Annotated in this window: 21 protein-coding genes and 2 tRNA genes; 15 read left to right on the forward strand and 8 right to left on the reverse strand. The window is 59.4% G+C overall.

The window, feature by feature from the left end:
- Window positions 1–49: 49 nt before the first annotated feature.
- Window positions 50–1201 carry an IS1249 family transposase gene (locus BKN05_RS08495; protein ID WP_286688427.1) on the reverse strand — a complete coding sequence of 384 codons (1152 nt, stop codon included), beginning with the start codon at window positions 1199–1201 and terminating at the stop codon, window positions 50–52.
- A 186-nt stretch (window positions 1202–1387) separates the two neighbouring features.
- Between BKN05_RS08495 and BKN05_RS08500 the strand changes: the two genes are divergently transcribed.
- A complete protein-coding gene (locus tag BKN05_RS08500; RefSeq protein WP_286688428.1) occupies window positions 1388–1978 on the forward strand; it encodes a hypothetical protein in 591 nt (196 codons plus the stop codon).
- Here BKN05_RS08500 and BKN05_RS08505 read toward each other — a convergent pair whose 3' ends face one another.
- On the reverse strand, window positions 1979–3889 hold the full coding sequence (locus BKN05_RS08505; RefSeq protein WP_286688429.1) for a solute carrier family 23 protein: 1911 nt from the start codon (window positions 3887–3889) through the stop codon (window positions 1979–1981).
- 316 nt (window positions 3890–4205) lie between these two features.
- On the opposite strand from BKN05_RS08505, the gene pflB reads away from it, so the two are divergent.
- Genes pflB through BKN05_RS08530 form a run of 5 tightly spaced genes read left to right on the forward strand, consistent with a single transcriptional unit; the run spans window position 4206 to window position 9916 of the window.
- Window positions 4206–6293 carry a formate C-acetyltransferase gene (gene pflB / locus BKN05_RS08510; RefSeq protein ID WP_049377271.1) on the forward strand — a complete coding sequence of 696 codons (2088 nt, stop codon included), beginning with the start codon at window positions 4206–4208 and terminating at the stop codon, window positions 6291–6293.
- A 41-nt stretch (window positions 6294–6334) separates the two neighbouring features.
- Window positions 6335–6586, forward strand: coding sequence for an autonomous glycyl radical cofactor GrcA2 (gene grcA2 / locus BKN05_RS08515; RefSeq protein WP_005323969.1), 252 nt, complete (start codon window positions 6335–6337; stop codon window positions 6584–6586).
- 2 nt (window positions 6587–6588) lie between these two features.
- Window positions 6589–7458 carry a pyruvate formate-lyase-activating protein gene (gene pflA, locus BKN05_RS08520; protein ID WP_286688430.1) on the forward strand — a complete coding sequence of 290 codons (870 nt, stop codon included), beginning with the start codon at window positions 6589–6591 and terminating at the stop codon, window positions 7456–7458.
- Between the two features lie 11 nt (window positions 7459–7469).
- On the forward strand, window positions 7470–8708 hold the full coding sequence (locus tag BKN05_RS08525; RefSeq protein WP_286688431.1) for an alpha/beta fold hydrolase: 1239 nt from the start codon (window positions 7470–7472) through the stop codon (window positions 8706–8708).
- 59 nt (window positions 8709–8767) lie between these two features.
- On the forward strand, window positions 8768–9916 hold the full coding sequence (locus BKN05_RS08530; RefSeq protein ID WP_286688432.1) for an SPFH domain-containing protein: 1149 nt from the start codon (window positions 8768–8770) through the stop codon (window positions 9914–9916).
- Between the two features lie 211 nt (window positions 9917–10127).
- On the opposite strand, the gene BKN05_RS08535 is transcribed toward BKN05_RS08530, so the two are convergent.
- Window positions 10128–11114: an HNH endonuclease signature motif containing protein gene (locus tag BKN05_RS08535; RefSeq protein WP_286688433.1), complete on the reverse strand. Its 987-nt coding sequence runs from the start codon at window positions 11112–11114 to the stop codon at window positions 10128–10130.
- Window positions 11115–11201: 87 nt separating this feature from the next.
- On the opposite strand from BKN05_RS08535, the gene BKN05_RS08540 reads away from it, so the two are divergent.
- Window positions 11202–11426: a hypothetical protein gene (locus BKN05_RS08540; protein WP_286688434.1), complete on the forward strand. Its 225-nt coding sequence runs from the start codon at window positions 11202–11204 to the stop codon at window positions 11424–11426.
- Here the strand turns inward: BKN05_RS08540 and bcp are convergent.
- Window positions 11419–11886 (reverse strand): thioredoxin-dependent thiol peroxidase, encoded by a 468-nt coding sequence (bcp, locus tag BKN05_RS08545; protein WP_286688435.1) that lies wholly within the window; start codon window positions 11884–11886, stop codon window positions 11419–11421. The two genes, BKN05_RS08540 and bcp, sit on opposite strands and share 8 nt — an antisense overlap.
- A 96-nt stretch (window positions 11887–11982) precedes the next feature.
- On the opposite strand from bcp, the gene BKN05_RS08550 reads away from it, so the two are divergent.
- From BKN05_RS08550 to BKN05_RS08570, 5 genes are all read left to right on the forward strand, one after another.
- On the forward strand, window positions 11983–12261 hold the full coding sequence (locus BKN05_RS08550) for a DUF3618 domain-containing protein (RefSeq protein WP_286688436.1): 279 nt from the start codon (window positions 11983–11985) through the stop codon (window positions 12259–12261).
- Window positions 12262–12313: 52 nt separating this feature from the next.
- Complete coding sequence (locus BKN05_RS08555; protein WP_049377260.1) at window positions 12314–13591, forward strand: glutaminase; 1278 nt, start codon at window positions 12314–12316, stop codon at window positions 13589–13591.
- Between the two features lie 90 nt (window positions 13592–13681).
- Entirely contained in the window at window positions 13682–14845 is a 1164-nt protein-coding gene (locus BKN05_RS08560; RefSeq protein WP_286688437.1) for an ABC transporter substrate-binding protein, read from the forward strand.
- A complete protein-coding gene (locus BKN05_RS08565) occupies window positions 14845–15900 on the forward strand; it encodes a FecCD family ABC transporter permease (RefSeq protein WP_284788719.1) in 1056 nt (351 codons plus the stop codon). The genes BKN05_RS08560 and BKN05_RS08565 overlap by 1 nt, the downstream gene beginning before the upstream one ends.
- Window positions 15891–16652, forward strand: coding sequence for an ABC transporter ATP-binding protein (locus BKN05_RS08570; RefSeq protein WP_284767084.1), 762 nt, complete (start codon window positions 15891–15893; stop codon window positions 16650–16652). Before BKN05_RS08565 ends, BKN05_RS08570 begins: the two co-directional genes overlap by 10 nt.
- Window positions 16653–16703: 51 nt before the next feature.
- On the opposite strand, the gene BKN05_RS08575 is transcribed toward BKN05_RS08570, so the two are convergent.
- Window positions 16704–16779, reverse strand: a tRNA-Lys gene (locus BKN05_RS08575).
- A gap of 212 nt (window positions 16780–16991) precedes the next feature.
- On the opposite strand from BKN05_RS08575, the gene BKN05_RS08580 reads away from it, so the two are divergent.
- Together BKN05_RS08580 and BKN05_RS08585 are read left to right on the forward strand one after the other, a co-directional pair.
- A complete protein-coding gene (locus tag BKN05_RS08580; protein WP_286688438.1) occupies window positions 16992–18221 on the forward strand; it encodes a L,D-transpeptidase in 1230 nt (409 codons plus the stop codon).
- Window positions 18222–18250: 29 nt separating this feature from the next.
- Window positions 18251–19207, forward strand: a complete 957-nt coding sequence (locus BKN05_RS08585; RefSeq protein ID WP_286688439.1) for an MsnO8 family LLM class oxidoreductase — start codon at window positions 18251–18253, stop codon at window positions 19205–19207.
- Window positions 19208–19235: 28 nt separating this feature from the next.
- On the opposite strand, the gene BKN05_RS08590 is transcribed toward BKN05_RS08585, so the two are convergent.
- Together BKN05_RS08590 and orn are read right to left on the reverse strand one after the other, a co-directional pair.
- Window positions 19236–19311 (reverse strand) — tRNA-His (locus tag BKN05_RS08590).
- Window positions 19312–19360: 49 nt separating this feature from the next.
- Window positions 19361–20008 (reverse strand): oligoribonuclease, encoded by a 648-nt coding sequence (gene orn / locus BKN05_RS08595; protein ID WP_049377255.1) that lies wholly within the window; start codon window positions 20006–20008, stop codon window positions 19361–19363.
- 211 nt (window positions 20009–20219) lie between these two features.
- On the opposite strand from orn, the gene BKN05_RS08600 reads away from it, so the two are divergent.
- Complete coding sequence (locus tag BKN05_RS08600) at window positions 20220–21761, forward strand: alanine/glycine:cation symporter family protein (protein WP_286688440.1); 1542 nt, start codon at window positions 20220–20222, stop codon at window positions 21759–21761.
- Here the strand turns inward: BKN05_RS08600 and cmrA are convergent.
- Complete coding sequence (gene cmrA / locus BKN05_RS08605) at window positions 21758–22558, reverse strand: mycolate reductase (RefSeq protein ID WP_005327278.1); 801 nt, start codon at window positions 22556–22558, stop codon at window positions 21758–21760. The two genes, BKN05_RS08600 and cmrA, sit on opposite strands and share 4 nt — an antisense overlap.
- Between the last annotated feature and the right edge of the window lie 320 nt (window positions 22559–22878).

Raw genomic sequence — 22878 nt, forward strand, 5'->3', positions numbered from 1 at the left:
GTTGTTTTGCGGCGTGTCGGGCTAAACGACATTTTGTGTTGGTGGGGGTTTAGCGTATGTGGCCTTTGCGTATTCCCATAGAGTGGTTGTAGGCAGTGTCGATGGCACTGTCCTGGTTGGCTAGGGTGTGTGCTTTGGCGAGTGCGTCCTGGCCCCAGTTTTGCTGCCTGGCGATCTCTACAGGGTCGTCAGGCAGTTGCGTGTGGAGGTATAGCCACCAGTCGCAGGCGATGCGCTGTTGTTCGTCGCGCAATCCTCGGTGGGTGTGCATGAGTTTCTTTATTTGAGAGTTCACCCCGCCTTCTAGCTTGTTGGTCGTGCGTTCCAACCGTTGGCCTTCTTCGGCTTTGGTGAGGTAGGCAAAGAGGTGTCCTTGTTGACTCATTTTCTTTAGCTGCAGGTAGATTCCGCGGTGAGTGTAGTGGGTGTACCACCACTTTTTGTTCCGGCGCTTGGACTTTGGAATCTGGTCGAAGGGAACGTCTTTGACGTAGGTTCTGGCTTTGAGCTGGGTGCTAAATACGGTGCCGAACTGTTGTAGTTTCACTGTCCATTCGGCTGCTTTATCCAGGTTGTCAACGGCGAGTAGTTCAAAGGAAAGTCGTTGTAATGCTTTACCCATCGGCGAGGTGGGATGAAGACCGGTGGCGCGTTGGATATTGCGTTTGACGTGGACAATGCAGCGTTGAACCGGGGTATCAGGCCACGGGCAGTTTAGTGCTTTAAGCCCGCCGGCATCGCCATCGCAGGTCACCAATTGTGGTGGGGCTAGCGGGTCGAGCAGGCGCGTGTAGGACCAGGAGGATTCTTTCGTGCACCAGAACCAATTGATGACATGGCTGGAGTCGGCAGCTACAACAAGGCATTTGGTGTTGAAGTAGGTGCCGTCGATGAAGATTTGGTCGTAGATTCGCTGCTTATCAACGCTTCGGGGTGGTTGGATAAGCCAGAACGGTGTGAAGCGTCGTTGCAAAGTTCGCGTTGAAACACCGCAGGTTTTAGCGGTTTCTGCCAGGCTGTTGCTGGAGGTGAGCCAGGAAATGAAAAGGCGGAACCATTTGGCTTGCACGGCATCGTTATTCACGCGGGTGAAGGTGGCCTTGCAGGTGCGGCATCGCCATCGTTGGCGCCCAGCACTCGTTGTTCCGTGTTTCGTGCATTCCCCGCCGCAGACGGGGCATCGAGGATGATTTTTACTCATCCCCTCATCGTGAACCTAGGTGCCTAGCACACCGGCATTCCTTTGGCGGTATTTCATGGTCGAAGCTAGAATATCCCTTTGGATAAGTGAAATAATCCTAATATTAGCAGGCCAGACGGGCTAAACATAAAACCTCACCAACACATCCTGTCGTTTAGGCCGCATATTCGCCCTAAGATAGTCATCATGAAAAAGCTGCTTTCCACCCTTATCGCCGTCATTCTCATTGCCGCCGTGGCTGCCGCCGCGGTGTTCATTTGGCAGGTACGGGAACCGGTGGAGGTGGAGACCGAATCGAGTAATACCAAGGTCATCAAGGCCGTGGAGCGCGAAGAGCAGGTGGTGCTCGTCTCGCTGGGTATCGAGGGCCTATCGGAGGAATCCGCCACGAGCACGCTGTGGAATTGGCAGGTCCCGGGCAGCGAGCGCACCCAGTACATCAAGTACTCTTACCGCGCCAAGCTCGGCATCGAAGGTTCGCAGGTTCAGGTGGAAGAAGAATCCCCGCACCACTTCCGCGTGGAGATCCCCGAGTTCATTTTCATCGGGCACTCGGATGAGAATTTCGAAACCGCGGTGGAGGACAATGGCGCGTTGAGCTGGATTACCCCGGATATCGATAAGGCGGAAACCATCACCAAGATCCTCAACGAGGACAAAAAGAAAGAGGACATCGCGGATAATCGCGATGTCCTCCAATCCCAGGCCAAGCAGTTCTACACCGGCATTATTTCCGGCGTGGCCCCAGAGGCCGAAGTGGACTTTTCCTTTCGCTAACTAGTCCACCTCGGTGAACTTGCGGTCCCACGAGGAGCGGACCGGGTTGGCGTCGGCCAGCAGAATATCGAAGCGGTCGTTGGCAATTTCTACGATTTCGCCCAACGCGGTGCGGTACTCCTGCTCCGGGGAGTTGGCCAGGCGGCGCACGCCAGTATCAATGACGCGGTCGACGGTGTCATTGGTATCCAAATACGCCACAAACGGCATATCAAAGCGCTCGCGATAGGCGGCGGAGAGCTCGGTGATGCGCTCGGTCTGCACATCATCTAGGTCGGTCAGACCGAGGGAGCCGCGGTCGGCGGAGATGGTGGCGGCTTCGTCGGCGTCGGCAAGCAGCAGATCATCCATGGCCGGGTAATCGTGGATGAGGGAGGCGCGGCGGGAATCATCCGCGGTCAGCACGGCCACCTGAATGGCCGCCCGCAGCTCATTAACATCGCCGAACGGCCGCGACTCCCACGCCAGCTCCAGCGGCCAGGTCTCGTTATTAAACAGCGGGCGCAGCGCGGAGACGAATTCCTCGCGGGAGGCGCCATTGAGTTGCTGCAGGCTCACGCTCTTGCCGACGGCCCGAGACACCTGCGTTCCCTGCTTGCCCCCAGTGTGGAAGAACAAAAGGTTGAGCACGATGGCGGTAATCGCGCCGATGGACATGCCAGAAGAGACAAAGGTTTGCGCCCACTCCGGGAAGGCGGAGGCGATATCCGGCTTGAAGGTCACCAGCATGGCCAGCCCCAGCGCCGAGGTAACGATGACGGAGTTGCGACCATCGGAAAGATCGGCCTTGGCGATGGTCTGCAGGCCCACCCACGCCACGTTGGCGAAAAGCGCCAGGGAGGCGCCGCCGAGAACAGGGGAGGGGATGGAGGCCACGACCGCGCCGGCCTTAGGCAAAATGCCCAGCACCATCATGAACCCGGCGGCGGCAACGGCCACCCAGCGCGATTTCACGCTGGTCAGGCGTACCAGGCCAACGTTTTGGGCAAAGCAGGTATAGGGGAAGGAGTTCATCACGCCGCCCACCAGGGTGGACAGGCCATCGGCGCGAATGGCACGCACGACGTCATCGCGGCGGATGCGCTTTTTTACAATCTCGCCGGTGGCAAAGACGTCACCGGTGGTCTCCACCATGGTGATGATCATGACGATGATGAGTGAGAAAATCGCTACCAGGTCAAACTTCGGCATACCGAAGTAGAACGGGGTAGTAATGCCGAGGGCGGGGGCGGAGGAGACCTCGTCAAAGGAGGCGTCGCCAAGCACGAGCGCCACGCCAGTGCCTAAGACTAGGCCGATGAGCACGGCCAAGGTACCCAGAAAGCCGGAGGAAAAACGCTGCACCAAGATGATGACCGCGAGCGTGCCAAAGCCATAGAGCAAGTCGCGGGTGGCCGGCACGCCCTCGGCGTAATTGACAAAGTCATTGGCCGACACCCCAAGCAGTGACGTACCCATGACCAGCAGGACCGAACCGGTGACCACCGGCGGGAAGAAACGCAGCACCTTGCCAAAGACCGGCGCCGCGAAGAAGGTAAAAAGGCCGGCGACAATAATGGCGCCATAGATGGTTGGCAGCGAGGCCACCCCACCCGCGCCGTCGGTCGCGCCCAGTCCAATGGCAATAATTGGGGAGACGGCCGTTGTAGTCACGCCCTGCACGATGGGCAGGCGCACGCCAATGTGCTTGCCGACGCCCAAGGATTGAATGATCGTCGCTATGCCACAGGTCAACAGGTCCGCATTAATGAGGTGGATGGTGGTTTCCGCATCCAGATTGAGCGAGCCGGCAATGAGCAGCGGGACGATTACCGCGCCGGCGTAAAACGCCAGCACGTGCTGTAAACCCAAGGCGGCTAGTTTGGGAGCGGGTGGGACGATATCTACTGGATGCTTGGGCTGCGAAGCCACGAAGTCCTCCTTTGTGCGGAAGCGAAGCTGAACGGCTTTAACAGTAGAGGTTCGTGCAGGTAGTGGCCAAAATCTTACCGTGATGAGGAACACGTTCGGGGCTAGTTCACCCCCGATGGAAGACGTACGTGCGTACTGCATAAAATCACTCACCTGCGAAACATCACGACCGGTTTATTACATGGCTTTCAAACGTTTGCGAGACTTGTTATTACCAGGAAATTAGTCAACAATTGAGGCCAGAGGGGCTTGGTGCTGTGGCTCGAAGAAAGCGGCATTTATCCCCTGCTAGAAATTCGCCCGAGAGAAGGGAATTATGACTACCGCAACGCAGCCTCAACAGTTTGAAGCGTGGAAGGGATTTGAGTCCGGTCCGTGGACCGAGGGCATCAACGTCCGCGACTTCATCCAGCGCAACTACACGCCGTACGACGGTGACTCCAGCTTCCTGGCGGGTCCGACCGAAAAGACCAAGCGCGTCTGGGAGACCCTGGAAAAGAATTACCTGTCCGTCGAGCGCGAAAAGCGCGTTTACGACGTTGACACCCACACCCCGACCGATATCGACGCCTTCCCGGCCGGCTACATCTCAGAGGACGACGACGTTATCGTCGGCCTGCAGACTGATACCCCGCTGAAGCGCGCCATGATGCCGTTCGGTGGCTGGCGCATGGTCAAGCAGGCTATTGCTGAAGCGGGCAAGGAAGTAGATCCTGAGGTGGAGAAGATCTTCACCCGTTACCGCAAGACCCACAACGATGCGGTCTTCGATATCTACACCCCGCGCATCCGCGCTGCTCGTTCATCACACATCATCACCGGCCTGCCGGATGCTTACGGCCGTGGCCGCATCATCGGCGACTACCGCCGTGTCGCACTGTATGGTGTGGACTACCTGATTGAGGAAAAGCAGGCTTCCCGCGATTCCGTCGCAGATGCTGGCTTCTCTGAGCACTGGGCACGCTTCCGCGAGGAGCACTCCGAGCAGATCAAGGCCCTGAAGAAGCTCAAGAAGATGGCTGAGTCCTACGGCTTCGACATCTCCCAGCCGGCTAAGACCGCTCACGAGGCAGTGCAGTGGACCTACTTTGGCTACCTGGCTTCCATTAAGTCCCAGGATGGCGCCGCAATGTCCATCGGCCGCCTGTCCGCCTTCTTCGATTGCTACTTCGAGCGCGACCTCGCCGCTGGCATCATCACCGAGGAAGACGCCCAGGAGATCATCGACTCCCTGGTTCTCAAGCTGCGTATCGTTCGCTTCCTGCGCACCATCGATTACGACCAGATCTTCTCCGGCGACCCATACTGGGCAACTTGGTCCGACGCTGGCTTTGGCAACGACGGCCGCCACTTGGTCACTAAGACCTCTTTCCGCCTGCTGCAGACCCTGGTGAACCTTGGCCCATCACCTGAGCCAAACATCACCATCTTCTGGGATCCGAAGCTGCCAGAGGGCTACAAGGAATTCTGTGCCCACATCTCCATTGAGACCTCCTCCATCCAGTACGAGTCTGACCGCCAGATCCGTGAGCAGTGGGGCGATGACGCCGCAATTGCTTGCTGTGTCTCCCCGATGCAAGTTGGCAAGCAGATGCAGTTCTTCGGCGCTCGTGTGAACGCCGCAAAGGCTCTGCTCTACGCCATCAACGGTGGCCGCGATGAGGTAACCGGCAAGCAGGTTGTCGAAGGCTACGAGCCCATCAAGGGCGACGGCCCACTGGACTTCGACGAGGTTTGGCAGAAGTACGAGGAGATGCTGGACTGGGTTGTTGGCACCTACGTAGAAGCCCTCAACATCATCCACTACTCCCACGATAAGTACGCCTACGAGGCAGTCGAGATGGCGCTGCACGATTCCAATATCGTCCGCTCCATGGGCTGCGGCATCGCCGGCCTGTCCATCGTTGCCGACTCCCTGGCTGCTATCAAGTACGCCAAGGTCACCCCGGTACGCGACGAGACTGGCTTGATTACGGACTACGTCACCGAAGGTGACTTCCCGTTCTACGGCAACGATGACGACCGCGCCGATGATATCGCCGCTACCATTGTCCACACCGTGATGGAAAAGATTAAGGCCATCCCGATGTACCGCAACGCCATCCCAACCCAGTCCGTGCTGACCATTACCTCGAACGTGGTCTACGGCAAGGCAACAGGCGCCTTCCCGTCGGGCCACAAGGCTGGCACGCCGTTCTCCCCGGGTGCTAACCCAGAAAACGGTGCTGACAGCCACGGTATGGTCGCGTCCATGCTGTCGGTCGGCAAACTGGACTACAAGGATGCCCTCGACGGTATCTCGCTGACCAACACCATTACTCCCTCCGGATTGGGCCGCACCCCAGAAGAGCGCATCAATAACTTGGTGGGCGTTCTGGACGCCGGCTTCATCATGGAAAAGTAAGAACCACTCATCCCATCAACCATCTCGAAAAGGAGAAAATCATGGCAACCCCAACTTTCGAAGACCGCATGTCAGCAATGAAGGCAAACCGCGATGCACACCAGATGAACTCTGGTCTGTACCACGCCAACATCAACGTGCTGGACAAGTCCACCCTGGAAGATGCCGTTGAGCACCCAGAGAAGTACCCGAACCTCACCGTTCGCGTCTCTGGCTACGCAGTCAACTTCGTTAAGCTGACCAAGGAGCAGCAGCTCGACGTTATCTCCCGTACCTTCCACCAGGGTTCCTAATCATGGCAGATGGCGTTACTGGTGTCGTTACCCTCTCTCCTGAAGAGGGAGAGCGAGTCCGCGGCGCGGCCGCGGGCCTGGGAAATGACGCTCAATTCGATGACATTACCCGCCCCGAACTCATGGAGGCGCGCCGTACCGGCGATATTGCCCTCGTGCACTCTTGGGAGCTCGTGACCGCCGTCGATGGCCCGGGTACCCGCATGACGATGTTCATGTCCGGTTGCCCACTGCGCTGCCAGTACTGCCATAACCCAGACACCTGGGAGATGAAGACCGGCACGCTGGAGCGGGTCGAGGATGTGGTCAAGCGCATCAAGCGTTATAAGCCAATCTTCAACGCTTCCGGTGGCGGTCTCACCATCTCCGGTGGTGAACCCCTCTTCCAACTTTCTTTCACTCGCCGCGTGCTCAAGGAAGTTCACGATGCGGGCATCCACACCACCATCGATACTGCCGGTTATCTCGGTGCGCGGTTGCGTGACGAGGACTTGGACAATATCGACCTCGTGCTTCTCGACGTCAAGTCGGGCGACGAGGAAACCTATCGCAAGGTCACTCAGCGCGAACTCCAGCCCACGCTGGACTTCGGCGACAGGCTGAACAAGATAGGCAAACCGGTGTGGATCCGCTTCGTGGTGGTGCCAGACCTCACGGACTCGCCAGAGAACGTGGAAAATGTGGCCAATATCGTGGCGCGTTGGAAATCCAATGTTGAGCGCGTTGAGGTCCTGCCTTTCCACAATATGGGCAAGGACAAGTGGGAGAGCTTGGGAATGAACTACCAGCTAGCTGACACGAAGCCACCTAAGCCGGAGGATGTGGAGAAAATCCGCGACGTCTTCCGCTCGAAGGGCTTGAAAGTCTACTAGCCTGGGAGGACATGACCTCCTATCGCCGCTTCGGCCACACAATTAAAGAGCACCACCTAGAAGTCCCGTGGGATTATTCCAATCCCCACGGGACTTTTGGGCTTTACGCCCGCGAAATCATTCCGCCCGGCGGAGAGGACCTGCCTGCGCTGCTTTATCTCCAGGGCGGGCCTGGTTTCCCAGCACCCCGGCCGCTGGCGCCTACGGGGCTGATTGGCAAGGCGCTAGAGCGCTACCGCGTTATCCTCATGGATCAGCGAGGCACCGGCCGCTCGCACCGTATTGATGCACTTAGCCCGGCCGCAGAGCGCACCGCCAAGCACTTGGCGTTGCTGCGCCAGGACAATATCGTCCGCGATGCCGAGCGCCTGCGCGAGCACCTCGGCCTCGAGAAGTGGTCGCTGTTCGGGCAGTCTTTCGGCGGCTTTTGCATCACCGCCTACCTGTCCCAGGCGCCCGAGCGCGTCGAGCATGCTTTCTTCACCGGCGGCATCCCCACGCTGAAGGGCGCGGATGAGCTCTACCGCGCTACTTTCCGCAAGCTCAAGGCCCGCCAGCAGCGTTTCTACCGCGAATTCCCGTGGGCACAGGGCCGTATCGAGGAGATCATTTCCCATCTGGACAATTCAGATGAGCGGCTGCCTACCGGTGAGCGCCTGTCCGCGCTGCGCTTTCGTACCATCGGCATCGAGCTCGGCCGCGGCACCGGCTTCGATTCGCTTGCCTACCTACTGGAAGAGCCCTTCCGCACCGTGGCGGGGGAGAAGCGGTTGCGGGGTGATTTCCTGGCGGACGTCGGCCAGCGCGTGAGCTTTGCGGACGGCCCGTTATATGCCGCCATTCATGAATCCATCTATGGCGGCACCGGTGGCCAGGCCACTACGAACTGGGCGGCGCACCGCGTGCGCGAGGAGTTCCCCGAGTTTGCCGAGTCCGGTACGTGGCTAACCGGCGAGCACATTTTCCCCTGGCAGTTCGACGAGGATCCGGCTTTGCACGCGTTTGCCGACGCCGCCCATGGCCTCGCCCGCCACGAATTCTCCCCGCCCTATGCGTTGGGCGAGGTGCCGACCACAGCCGCGGCCATCTACGTCGATGATATTTTCGTCCCGCTCGAGGAGTCCTTGGCTACGGCCGCGCACCTGGGTGACCTGCGCCCGTGGGTTAGCAATGAGTTCCAGCACAACGGCATCCGCGAGGACGGTGCTACCATCCTTGCCAGGCTCTTTGCGCTTATCGACGATCACTAGCATTTCGCTATTTCCTATGCGAAAATATTGGTGATCATCACAACATTTAGGGAGACTCAATGATTGCCACCATAGTAATAGTCCTTATTCTGCTGATTATCTTGGGAACGCTCTTCGATGGCTATTTCATCGTTCGCACTCGCGAAGCTGCCATACTGGAGCGTTTGGGCAAATTCCAAAAGGTGGCACATGCTGGCCTGCACTTTAAGATGCCGTGGATAGATCGCGTCCGCGATAAAATTTCGCTGCAGGTGCGGCAGCTGGACGTGATGGTGGAGACCAAGACGAAGGATAATGTCTTCGTCCAGATCCCTGTTGCCGTGCAGTACGAGGTAGTCCAGGGCCGCGAGCGCGAGGCGTACTACATGCTCTCCAATCACGAGCAGCAGATTGTGGCTTACGTCCAAGACAATGTTCGCTCTTCCGTGGCGAATATGAACCTAGATGATTCCTTCTCCTCTAAGGACACCATCGCCCGCAATGTTGCGGCCTCCCTGCGCGACAACATGGCCGAATATGGCTGGAACTTCGTCAATACCTTGGTTACCGATATCCGCCCCGATTCCCGCGTGCGCGAGTCCATGAACTCCATTAACGCAGCGCAGCGCGAGCGCGAGGCGGCCGTAGCCCAGGCGGAGGCTGAAAAGATCCGCGTGGTGAAGGAGGCCGAGGGCGCAGCCGAGGCGAAGAAGCTGCAGGGCCGCGGCGTCGCCGACCAGCGTAAGGAAATCGTCGAGGGCATTGCACAGCAGTACGAGATGCTTCGCGACGCCGGCGTGGAAGAGTCCCCCGAAGCTCTCATGCTGGTCTCCCAGTACCTCGACGCAATGGTCGACGTCTCTCACAACGGCCAGGCGTCCGTTCTCTACATGCCCTCCAACCCGCAGGGGATGGGCGATCTTTTCGGCGGTATGCGCGACGTGCTCATGGCCAACCGTGCCCTCGACTCCGCCGAGGAGCCGTCCCAACGCCGTCGCCCGCAGCCTAAGAAGCCTTCCCGTGCTGAAGAAATCGAGCGCGAATCTAAGCGTCAGGCCGAACGCGCTAAGCGCGAAGCCATCGCCGCTTCCCAGCGCGCTGAGCAGCAACGCTCCGAGAACCAGCAGGCAGAGCCGCAGGTGCAGCAGGGCCAACACTCCACCGCGCAGCCCCAGGCTGCCCGCGAGTACTTCCAGCAGCTGCGCGAGCAACTGAAAAGCGAGGACTAGCCCTGAGCATCGATAACCTCTTTGATGCCTATACCGCGCAGCGTGGCATAACCCGCCGCGCGGAGGTGATCCCCGATCACGAGTGCCAGGTCTTCGCTACCGACGGCCATCCTGACTCTGGCCGTGATGCGTTAAACGCCGCGCGCGACCTTGTCCACGATGTTCTTATGGCCGATGACACGCCGAGTAGCGCTACCTCGCAGAGGCAGCGCTAACGAACCCAGCGGACCTTGCCATTGACCCGAGCAAGGCGCCCGCGCAGTGGCGGGGCATTGGGATCATCTTGGTTGACCCCGTTGTGGTAGGGGCAGCACACCGTCAGGTTCTCCATATTGGTCAACCCGCCGTGTTTCCACGCCTTGAGGTGATGGATCTGGGCCTTGTCCGCCGGGTGGTTGCACGGCGGCCACGGGCAGGTGGGATTTTCGGCCGCGGCCATCTGTCGCTGTTTTTCGGTGGCGTAACGCGATGTGCGATACAGGTTGACTGGGCCCTTGACGGGATGGATAAGGGTGGCTAGACCATGCTCGGTGAAGGTGCGTTCGACCAGCTCGGCGCCGGTAATGGTGGCGCCATTTGTTAGGCGCAGGGTGACTTCTTCACCATCGCCGTCCAAAATGCGGTCCAGCGCGTTGAGCGGGATGATGACATTGGTTGTGGTGCGCGCGGAAGGCGCGCCCGAGCCGCGAAGGAGATCGCGGAGGGAATCGAGAGGGCGGTCGGGGTCGAGCGCGGCGTCGAACTCCGCGAGGAAGGCTGAGGGGGCAGTGATCCGCATCGTCCACGGGCCATTCGGCCGGCGCAGCAACTGCACTCCCTCGCGGGGCGGCATGCGACGCGGGCGGAGGTCGCGCAGACGCCGCTTGGCGCGGCGGGCGATTTCAGAAGCCGGCCCGCGCAGGCGGCACAGCTCCACGCGCAAGTTCCAGGCATCACGTTTATTGCGCAGCCGGGAGACGTATTTTTCGATGAGCTTGAGCGTTACGAGGTCGTGGTGTCGGGCGGCCGTGGCCGCGTGGCGTTGCTTGCGGCTAAAGCCGGTCGTACCGAAATAAACTTCGGCCATGGCGCGCAGTTCGCGCGCTTCCACGTCCGGCAAACCAAGCTCGAGAAGGGCGCGCTCAGACATGCCGTGGGCCTCGGCGAGGATGTCCATCGCCGAGGCAATATTGGTGGCATAGGCCTGCAGTGCGCTCATAGCTGCAACTTTAAGCAGAGCCGGCGGGCGAGCCGAGGCGAAGACGTCCGCAACTGTGGATAACTTGTTTAAGCGTCAACTTTCCCAGTGGCCCGCAATGGCAAAAAGGTACGAAACGAGCAGGCGCTTAATCTCTACGACCACGGCATCAAAGTCGTCCGAGTCGCCCGCAGTTGCGCAATTGAGCTGCGCGACGACGCTGTGGATAAGGGAGCTGGCCTGGTCAATGCGCTCGGCATCCGCGGCGGTGTCGCGCCGAGTGAGATCGCAGGCGGGGTACAACGCACCGACGGGTGCCCCGGCGCTAGTTAAGACCCTTCATCACGCGGGCGACGTGGCCGGTGGCCTTGACGTTGTAGTGCGTCTGGCCGATGGTGCCATCCGGCTCGACCAAGAAGGTGGAGCGGATAACGCCCTGGACGATCTTGCCGTAGTTCTTCTTCTCACCAAACGCGCCGTAGGAGGTCATGACAGACTTATCCGGATCCGAAAGCAGGGGGAAGTTCAGTTCGTGGTCTGCGCGGAACTTCGCCAGCGCCTCCGGCTTATCGGGCGAGATACCCACGACGGCGATATTGAGATCATTGAGCTGTTCCAGGGAATCGCGGAAATCGCAGGCTTCCTTGGTGCAGCCTGGGGTATTGGCGCGGGGGTAGAAGTAGACCAGTACGCGCTGGCCTGCGTAATCGGCGAGGGAAACGGTGTTTCCGGCGTCGTCGGCAAGCGCAAAGGCAGGGGCGGTATCTCCAACATTCAAACGGTTTTCAGTCATAGTTTCCACCTTACTTACCGCCCGGGCTGCACGCTTTTGGGCCGGCGGGGTAGAATGACCCCGTTAAGAGCGAACCTAAGTTAAGAGGAGAACTTCGTGGCACGCAATATTGAAGACATTCAGCGCGATATCGAGCGCACCCGCCGCCAGCTGGCCGGCACCCTGGACGAGCTGGCACAGCGCAGCAGCCCGCAGAACTTTGCCAACGAGGCTAAGACCGCGGCTACCGATAAGCTGCAGGACCGCAACGTGCAGATGGCCCTGGGCGGCGTCGGCGCCGCTGTGGTTGGTCTGATTGCTTTCTCGGTCTTCCGCTCTCGCCGCCGCAAGAGCGACCTGAAGGAGCTGCAGCGCCTGCTGTCCGAGCGCCACTAAATTATGGAAGTCCCCGCACACTGCGGGGACTTTTTTCGTAGGCTGGGTTGGGATGAAGACACCAATCCCTTTTTATTTGCAGGAAATCCTCACCAAGGTGCGCGATAATCGCGACGGTGCCGTGGCGGATTATATTCCGGAGCTGGCCAAGGCTGAGCCCGAGTATCTCGGCGCCGCGATGTGCACCACCACCGGCCACGTCTACTCAGCGGGCGATGATGAGGTGGAATTTACCCTGCAATCCTTGTCCAAGCCGTTTGTCTACGCACTGGCGCTGCAGGAGCTGGGCCTTTCTGCGGTGCGTGAGATAGTGGGCATGGAGCCTTCGGGGGAGGCTTTTAATGAGCTTTCGCTCAACCGTGATGATCACCGGCCGGTCAACCCCATGATTAACGCGGGCGCGATTGCGGTCACGCAGTTAATTAATGGCGTGGATTCGGAGCCGGCCGAGCGCGTGGAGCGCCTGCGCACCTATTTTTCGCGGCTGGCGGGACGCGATTTGCTTATCGACGCCCCCATGCGCGACTCCGAGCTCGAAGTCAGCGACCGCAACCTTTCGCTGGCGCATATGCTGCGCAATTACGACATCATTCAGGATGAGGCGCACGATGCGGTGTCAACGTATATCGAGCAGTGCTCGATTGTGGTGACGGTACGGGATTTGGCCGTGATGTCGGCAACGTTGGCGAATGGCGGCGTGCAGCCGGTTACAGGGGACAAGATTCTCGATGCGGACGTGTGCCGGTTGACGCTATCGGTAATGAGCTCGGCCGGCATGTATGACGGCGCCGGACGGTGGATGGCCGAGGTGGGCATCCCGGCGAAGTCGGGCGTCTCGGGCGGCCTGTTGGGCACGTTGCCGGGCCAGTTGGGCGTGGCTACATTCTCACCGCGGCTGAACAAGGAAGGCAACTCGGTGCGCGGGGTGGATGCGTTTAAGTTGTTGTCGAAGGATATGGGCCTACACCTGATGTCTACGGATGAGCGTTATGGCGTGAACCCGGTGCGCAAGGTGGAGCAGGATGCGGAGCTGACCGTCATTTATCTGCAGGGCTTGATTAACTTCAACGCGGCCGAGACCATCTTGTACGAGCTGATGGAGTCGGATTTTGGCGAAGGTACGGTAGTGCTCGAGCTATCGCATATCACCGGTACAAACCGTATGGGTCGGCGCATGCTGAAAGAGGGGCTGCGCCGCATCCGCGAGTCCGGCTTTGATATTGCGATCGTGGATCCGGATGGAGAGCTGGAAGATCGCACCATGTCGGACGGTACTCAGGTGCCCAAGGGAGAGCCGGAAGACTACATGATTAACGGTGAACCCGTTTAGGTTTGGGTTGCCTTACTTAATCAGGTTAGGATGTCCTATGTAAGGCCCTTCGCGTTAGCCGCGAGGGCATCCAACGACCAAGGACTAAAAATGGCTCATACTCCCTTCAAGGTGATGGCGGTTGTGGCGGCATCGGCAACCGCACTCGTCGGCTGCGGCGCAGCTGAGGAAGTAACTGGCGGCTCCAGCGGCGATGCTGAGTTCTCCTTCACCGATATCACCGGCCGTGACGTGGAACTGGATAAGGCTCCCGATCGCGTGATTTTGGGGGAGGGCCGATCGCTTTTTGCTACCGGCGTACTCAATACCGATAATCCGCTGGACAAGGTCGTTGGCATCGGCACGGACCTCAAACAAAACGTGCCGGATTACTATAACGTGCTGGAAAAGGAGCTGCCCTCCGTCAACGAGGTGCCAGAAATCGGCGGCTTTACCAAGGGCGATGTCACCGTGGAGAAGCTTGTGAGCTTGGATCCGGATCTTATCGTGCTGTCGCTGGATCAATACGATGCTTCCCGTGAGGCGGGCCTGACCGACAAGATGGACCAGGCTGGCTTGAAGTATGCGGTCACCGACTTCCGCCGCGACCCGCTGGAGAATACGCCCAAGACTATGGACATCTTCGGCGAGATCTTTGGCCAAGAGGATCGCGCTGAGGAATTCAACGCAGATTGGCAAAAGACCGTGGATCTGGTTGAGGACCGCGCAGAGAAGATAAAAGATAAACCAAAGACTTTCGTTTGGAGAGCAGCAGGTGTGTCCGATTGCTGCGGTTCCTGGAACGATTCCAATATCTCCCAGCTGGTCAACGCGGCCGGTGGCGAGAATATCGGCGATAAAGTCATTCCGGGCGAGTCCGGCACAATCACCCCGGAAAAGGTCCTGGAATCTGACCCGGATATGATCATCGCCACCGGTGGCGATTGGTCCGAGATGAAGGACGATGAAGGCCACCCTGTCGGATACGCTGCAGTGGGCTACGGCATTGATGAAAAGGAAGCCAAGGGTAGCATCGCGAAGCTTCCGGAGAAGCAGGCCGGCTTCGATAAGCTGCGGGCGGTTAAGGAGCATCACCTGCACAGCATGTGGCACCAGTTCTATGATTCGCCGTTTAACTACCTGGCACTGCTGCAGGTAGCGGAGTGGATCGACCCGGAGGCGTATGCCGATATGGACGTCGCCAAGCAGTGGATGGATGCGCAAGAAAAGTACTCGCCGGTCTCTGGCGAGGGAACCTTCTTTAGCACCAACTAATGGAGGGCGCAGAGGTAGCCGCCCTCGCGCGGCAACATAAGAAGTTAACCTGGCAACGCATAGGCATCGTTGCGGGCCTGACGCTCATCGCAGCCGTGGCTTTTATTATCAGCAACTTCGTGGGTGCGATTGATATCAGCCCAGGCGAGGTCATGAAGGGTATAGTCAATCCCGCGGGGCTGGATGACCAGACGCGCACGGTGCTATGGCAACTGCGCCTGCCCATGGCCGTGATGGCCGTGCTTATCGGTATGGCCTTGTCCTTGGCCGGCGCGGAAATGCAGACCATCCTCAATAACCCGCTGGCCGAGCCTTTTACCCTCGGCATTTCTGCGGCCGCCGCGTTTGGCGGCGCCACCTCCATCGTGCTCAAGTGGCAGCTGATTGCGCAGCCGCAGTTCAACCTGGCGCTGATGGCGTGGCTTGCGGCCGCGGTGGCTACGGCCATTATTGTTATCGCGGCCGTCATCCGTGGTGCGAAGGCAGAAACCATGGTGCTGCTGGGCATCGGCTTGGTGTTCTTCTTCCAAGCCATGCTGGCGCTTATCCAGTACCAGTCCTCGGCCGAGGCGCTGCAACAGATCGTCTTTTGGTCCATGGGTTCTCTTACCCGCGCCAATTGGGCGGCCAACGGCGTGCTGGCGGCCGTGCTGATTATCGCCCTGCCCATTCTGTGGGCGCTGGGCTGGCGTCTTACTGCTTTGCGGCTTGGCGATGCCCGCGCCACCGCCATGGGCGTTAATACCTCCCGCCTGCGCATCGTGGTGCTCATCGTGGTGTCGCTCGTCGCGGCGACGACCGTGGCCTTTGCCGGCATCATCGGTTTCATTGGTCTGGTTGGCCCGCATATTGCCCGCATGCTGGTGGGCGAGGACCAGCGTTACTTCTTGCCCGCCTCCATGGCTGCGGGCGCGGCCGTGATGTGTGCCGCGCATGCGGTCAGCCTGATGATTAAGCCGGGCTTGGCCATTCCCATTGGTATCGTTACCTCGCTTTTGGGCGTGCCATTCTTCATTGCCATCGTCATGACCCGAAGGAGGGCACTGTGGACGTAGAACTGACTATTTCCGGGTTGAGTGCGGCCTATGGCAAGCACCGCGTACTGGAGTCCGTGGATGTGGAAAAACTCCACGGCGGGCAGTTGGTGGGCCTGTTGGGGCCGAATGCCTCCGGCAAGACCACGCTGATTAAGTCCCTGGCCGGCGTCCACCGCGGCTGCCAGGGCGAAGTGGATTTTCGCGTCGATGGTACGGCACCGCGCGGCAAGCGCCGCCGGCAGCTCATCGGCTACGTGCCGCAGGATCTCACGAGCACGGCCGCGCTGCGGGCGTTTGAGGCCGTGCTGATCTCTGCGCGCCGTGAGGCCTGCGAGGACCCGATTACGCGCACCGGTGAGGTGCTGCACTCGCTGGGGCTGGATGCGATTGCCTCGCGCTACCTTAACGAGCTTTCCGGAGGCCAGCGCCAGCTGGTGGCGGTGGCGCAGATGTTGGTGGGCAACCCGGGCCTCATGCTTCTCGACGAACCCACGTCCGCCCTCGACCTCCATCACCAGATCTTTGTATTGGACGAGGTGCGTGCCAAGGCGAAGCGCGACGGCAGCCTGGGCTTGGTGGCCATCCACGATATTAACCTGGCTGCGCGCATGTGCGACCAGCTGGTAGTGCTCAAAAAGGGCCATATTCGCGCCCAGGGCAAACCTTCGGACGTTCTCACGGGGGAGCTGGTGGAAGGTGTGTATGGGGTAGAGGCGGACGTCGTCCAGCATGGCGGCGCTCCACTCATTGCTCCGCTGCGGGTGAGATAACAAAAAGGCCGGGCTATTGCCCGGCCTAATTTTTTAACTTAAATTTTTAAGTGGTGCGCCATCAGGGAATCGAACCCCGAACCCACTGATTAAGAGTCAGTTGCTCTGCCAATTGAGCTAATGGCGCATTGTTGACTTCCTGCCGTGTGGCTCTCTGTGCAACGAGTAGATACTCTAGCAGCCATTCTTAAAAAGTGTAAAATCGCCTGGTTACGGCGTGTTTTTAGGGGTCTATAACGAATTGGTTAATGCCTGAAGTGGCTTCTGGTAATTGCTGGAGTGAGACGCTAATCTAAATTGGTCTTTGAAAGCAGCAATTACGTGTCTAAGGGCAACTCAGTGAAACATTCCCTCCCTATTGCGCGCCGCCTCATCGCGGCCGCGGGCGTTGCGTGCATTTCCCTAGCCGCCGCCTCCTGCTCCTCTGATTCCTCTGCCGAGAATCAAACCGCTGACCAAGAATCCACCGCCGCCGCGAGCGCGAACGGCGCGAAGGATGGTGACAAAAAGTCCGAAAAGAAAAAGGACGGCCTGAAGGTTTCCGTAAAGGACGGGGCGCAGGACGTAGACCCGTCGAAGCCGGTAACGGTGGAGACCAACGGCAAGCTCAAGAGCGTCACCATGACCAATGAAGTGGGCGTGGAAGTAGAAGAAAAGCTCTCCAAGGACGCTAAGAAGTGGTCTACCGCGGAGGACTTGGGCTATAACCACACCTATTCCATCGTTGCCTCCGATGTGGATGGCAACAAGAAGAACCTCAGCTTTTCCACCCCGCAAGCGGCGGGCGTTGCCGAAGTCTCGCTTACTCCGATCCCGGACTCTGAGGTGGGCGTAGGCCAGGTTATTGGTGTGAACTTTGGTGTGCCGATTACGGACCGCAAGGCAGCCGAGAAGACTATTACTGTGACCACCAACCCCAAGGTGAAAGGCGCTTTCCACTGGGTCAACAACCAGGAGGTGCGCTGGCGTCCGAAGGACTACTGGGAGCCGGGCACTAAGGTTGAAGTAAAGGTGGACCAGTACGGCAAGGACCTAGGCGGCGGAATCTATGGCGGCGAGAACGCCAAGACCAATTTCACCATTGGGGACCGCACCGTCGCGATTATTGATAACGCCACCAAGACCATGAAGGTCTTCAAGAATAAGAAGTTCTTGCGCGCCATCCCGGTCTCGTTAGGCCGCGATTATCAGTACGATACGCCGAACGGACGCTACATCATCGGTGACGAGCACCCGCAGCTAGTCATGGACTCGGAGACCTTTGGCCTAGCCCATGAGGCAGGCGGCTACCGCACGACCGTGGACTGGGCTACCCAGATGTCCTATTCCGGCATCTATGTCCACTCCGCTCCGTGGTCAGTGTGGGCGCAGGGCAATACCAATACCTCTCATGGCTGCATCAACGTGACGCCGGAGGCTGCCCAGTGGTTCCAGGAGACGATGAAGCGCGGCGACGTGGTGCGCGTGTTCAATACCTACGGTGAAACGCTTAATGCGCTGGATGGCCTAGGTGACTGGAATATGTCCTGGGACGAGTGGTCTAAGGGTAACGCGGACGCCAATCAGTAGCGCCCAACCGCGGTGCAGGCGATGAGCGCATGGCTACAGTGGTGGCCATGCGTTTTTCTGTTTTAGACCGCGGGGCGGCCAGCCCGCTGGACCAGGTGGCTGAGCACGCGCGGCACGTAGAGGGGCTTGGTTTCCGGCGATTTCTGGTGGCCGAGCACCACGGTGTGCCGGGAATTCCGGCAGGCCAGCCGGGCATGTTGGCGGCGCACGTGGCGGCGCACACGCAGCGCATTCGGGTGGGAACGGCCGGCATCATGCTGTTGAATCATCCGCCGTTTCTGGTGGCCGAGCAGATAAACCTCCTCGAGGCGCTGTATCCCGGGCGCATCGATATTGGAATTGGTTCCTCTGTTGGCTTTACCGGCCCGGTGCGGCGGGCGCTGCGCCAGGGCGACCCGGCCGAGGTGAAACAGCGCTTTGAGGTGGAGCTGGCGACGTTGGTGCGCTACCTGCGCGGCGAGGAGGCGGTGACGGTGCGGCCGGAGTATGCGGGCACTCCGATCTACGTCTTGGCGGGCTTTCGATCGGCCATGGTTGCGGCCAAGATGGGGCTCGGCGTCATCCTAGGCGGCCCAGTGGCTACGCAGGAGGCAGCCGCGCGGGTGTATCGGGAGCATGCGCTTGCCGACGCCCCACCTATCATCTCCTCGCTCAATATTGCCGTTGCCGATACGTCCGCGGCCGCCCGTGATCTGTTGTTACCGGAGGCCTATGCCAAGGCACTCGCGCAATCTACCGGCGAGTTCGCGGCCCTGCGGCCTGCAGGAGAGCTGGACATGGATGCGCTGACGGGGCAGCAGCGCCGGCGCATTGAGGAGGCACTGGCCCATGACGTATGGGGAACGGTGAGGGAAGTGGGGGAGGAGCTTAGGGGCGTCGGCAAGCGGCTGGGTGTTAGCGAGTTTGTGGTGACCGGAGACATGCCAGATGTGGCTGGTCGGGCGCGTTCGGAGGAGCTGCTGGCGAGCATGCAGGCGGAAAACTGAAAAGGCCCGAGCACAAGGCTCGGGCATTTGGGGTGGCTGACGGGGCTCGAACCCGCGACACCCAGGATCACAACCTGGTGCTCTACCAGCTGAACTACAGCCACCATCGCTGCGTGAAAGCAACGAGATATAGGTTAACTCACGCCGCCTAAATTACAAAAACGCCTGGTAGTCAGCGGTGGTTTCGGCCTTGATCTCCTCCGCCTCGGGGGAGGTGGGGCCCTCGTCGGTGCGGAAGACGCTGCGGCGGTAGAAGTCCAACTCGCGGATCGATTCGATAATGTCCTGCAGTGCGCGGTGGGCCATGCCCTTATCGGGCTGGTTGAAGTAAGCGCGCGGGTGCCACCGGCGGGCAAGCTCCTTGATGGTGGAGACGTCAATCATGCGGTAATGCAGGGCGCTATCGAGCCGCGGCATATAAGCGCGGATGAAGGTGCGGTCCGTGGCGATGGAGTTGCCGGCTAGGGGAGCGGGGTGCTCCGGATCGCAATGCTCATTGATGAGCGCGAGTACGGCATCCTCGGCTTCCCCGATGGAGGTGGTGGACTCGCGGATTTCTTTATCCAGCCCAGACTTAGCGTGCATCTCGGTAACGAAGGAATCCATCTGTGCCAGCTCATCCTCGGTGGCGTGGACGACGAGGTCGATGCCTTCGCCCAGGATATTGAGGTTGCCATCGGTGATGACGGCAGCGACCTCGACGATGACGTGGCGTTCGGGGTCCAAGCCCGTCATCTCCAAATCGATCCAGACGAGGCGGTCGTGTTTTGCGGCTATCTCGGAATGTGGCATGCGGTCCATTCTACGCCCGCGTGCTTTTACCCCTGTATGGGGTACGAACTGGGCTGCCCTGGAGGGGCGATTGCTACTGGACAACGCAACCTTTTAGAAAGTGTGGCACTGTGCTGCATAAAATTAATAGGTGATTTGACTCACTTATAGATGTGAATTACGGCATACTTTGGTTAATCGCTCTTCATCCCGGAGGTGCGACAGACTTAGGAGAGACCAGATGGCAAACTTCCTCGATGCCCTCAATACCGTAATTTGGTCCCCCGTCTTGGTGTTTTTATGCCTCGGCGCGGGTATTTATTTCACCGTGGTGACACGCGGCTTGCAGGTGCGCTGTCTACCAGACATGCTCAAGCAGATTGTTAACGGAGAAAAGTCCGCGGATGGCGTGTCTTCCTTCCAATCCTTGATGGTCTCGCTCTCTGGCCGCGTGGGTGTGGGCAATATCGCCGGCGTGGCCACGGCTATCGCCTTCGGTGGGCCTGGTGCCGTGTTCTGGATGTGGGCAGTGGCGCTTTTGGGCTCGTCCACCTCGTTCATCGAATGTACGTTGGCTCAGATTTACAAGGAAAAGGATCAGGACACCGGTGAGTACCGCGGCGGTCCCGCGTATTACATCGAAAAGGCCTACAAGCACACTAAGGCCGCGCCGTTCATGGTGGTCTACGGCATCGTATTTGCCGTCGCCATGATCCTGGCGACGAGTTACTTCCTGCCGGCCATCCAAGCCAATGCGGTGGCCGCTGCGGCCGATACCGCCTGGGGTATCAACTCCACCTGGGCGGCCGTCGTCCTCGCGGGCATCCTGGCCATCATCATTATTGGTGGCGTCAAGCGTATCGCGAACTTCGCCACCATTGTCGTGCCCTTTATGGCGCTCATTTATATCGTGATTTCCGTGGTGGTCATGTGCATGAACTTCTCGCAGATTCCGGAGGTCTTCGGGCTCATCTTCAAGTCCGCATTCAATATGGAAGCCGGATTCTCTGGCATGCTGGGCGCGGCCATTATGTGGGGTGTGAAGCGCGGCATCTACTCCAATGAGGCCGGCCAGGGTACCGGCCCGCAGTCCGCGGCGGCTGCCGAGGTCTCCCACCCTGCTAAGCAGGGCTTTGTGCAGTCCTTCGCGGTGTACGTTGATACGCTTTTTGTCTGCTCGGCCACCGCGTTCATGATTATTTCTACGGATATGTACACCGTCTTCCGCGGCAGCTCTGAGGACGGCGAAGTGGTCTACAGCGGCTCGCTTCCTGATGGTGTCGAGGTCGGCCCCGGCTACGTGCAGTCCGGCCTCGATAGCGTTTTTGCCGGCTGGGGCCCAACCTTCATTGCCGTCTCCATCGCCTTCTTCGCCTTTACGACGGTCCTGGCGTACTACTACATGTCCGAAGTCAACCTGACCTACTTCAACCGCTGGGTCCGCTCCCGTACAGCCCGCCGTGGCCTGATCTGGGTCCTGCGCGCACTGATTATTGTTTCTGTCATCGTTGGCGCCACCACCACTCCGGGTGCGGCGTGGGCGCTGGGCGATATCGGCGTCGGCACGACGGCATGGCTCAATATCATCGCTATTCTTTTCCTGCAGGTCCCCGCCATCAAGGCACTCAAGGACTACGAAAAGCAGAAGAAGGCCGGCAAGGATCCGCAGTTCGACCCAGAAGCTTTGGGCATTAAGAATGCGGACTTCTGGGTAGAGCGCAAACGAGCACGTGGCGAGGGCAGCGTGCTCAAAGACAAGGACTTAGAAGGCGCCGGGGCCTAGCCCATCTTGGCGTAGAAGCTGCCTACCAGCGGTGCAATCACCGGGGTGGGCAGCACCTGGCTGAGGGTATTCATCGCCTTAGACAGCGGGCCGGGCACCACGCGGCGCTGATTGCGGCGCATGGCCTCGATGGTTTCTTGGGAGCACGACTCGTAGGTGGTCCACAAAAAGTCCGGTACCACCTTGTCCACGATCGACTGGTCTTCCTCTGCGATGGTGGCCTCGCGCACTGGGCCAGGGGCGAGCAGGGTACACGAGACGCCGGAGCCCTTCAGCTCATAGTGCAGGGCCTCCGTAAATGCATTGACGCCCGCCTTGGTGAAAACGTAGGTGGCGTTATTAGGAATGGGGATATTGCCCGCGGCAGAGCCGACATTACAGATGGCGCCGCTGCGGCGAGGCAGCATCTGCTCCAAGGCGGCTCGCGTGAGGTGGTGGACGGCAGTTCCATTGAGCTCGAACTGCGTCGTCTCGTACGACCAGTCTTGGTCCATGAAGGGGCCGAAGCTGGCGATGCCGGCGGAGTTGACCAAGATCGACACCTCGCGGGTGGCGATGGTCTCGGCCACGCGGGCGACGTCGTCAGCTACTGCTAGGTCCGCCGGCAGGGCAATGGCCTCGATATTATGGCGCTGCTCGAGCTCGGCGGCGATGGACTCCAGGACCTCGCGGCGGCGGGCCACAAGGATGACGTTATATCCCAGTGCTGCGAAATCCTGCGCCATGGCCTTGCCAATGCCTTGGCTGGCACCCGTAACGAGGGCATAAGACGTGCGGGAAGGGGCGGGAAGTGACATGGTTAAGCCTTTCCGGAGTGGGGGCATGGTGAGTCCTAGCGTAAACAAAAAGCCTTGAAGCGGCGAGAAACTCGGCGCCTCAAGGCTTTCGCGGTGCCCCCAGCAGTGTCTGGTTCGGAGACATCGTTCCGCATGTCTCATAAGATCGTTCCGGTCTAACCAGCACCAATGTCTCACCACATCGATCCGGTAGAAGTGCCTGAAGCTAAAACTGCCCAGACACGGTAAAAAGCGATGTCTCGAGACATCGATCCTCCATGCTTTAAAAATGGAGCAGAAATCAAAACCAAGCCCAAAAATCATCATCGAAACCATGCTTG

Origin of the sequence: Corynebacterium sp. S5S1 (assembly GCF_001913985.1) — a bacterium.
Taxonomy (GTDB): Bacteria; Actinomycetota; Actinomycetes; order Mycobacteriales; family Mycobacteriaceae; genus Corynebacterium; species Corynebacterium marquesiae.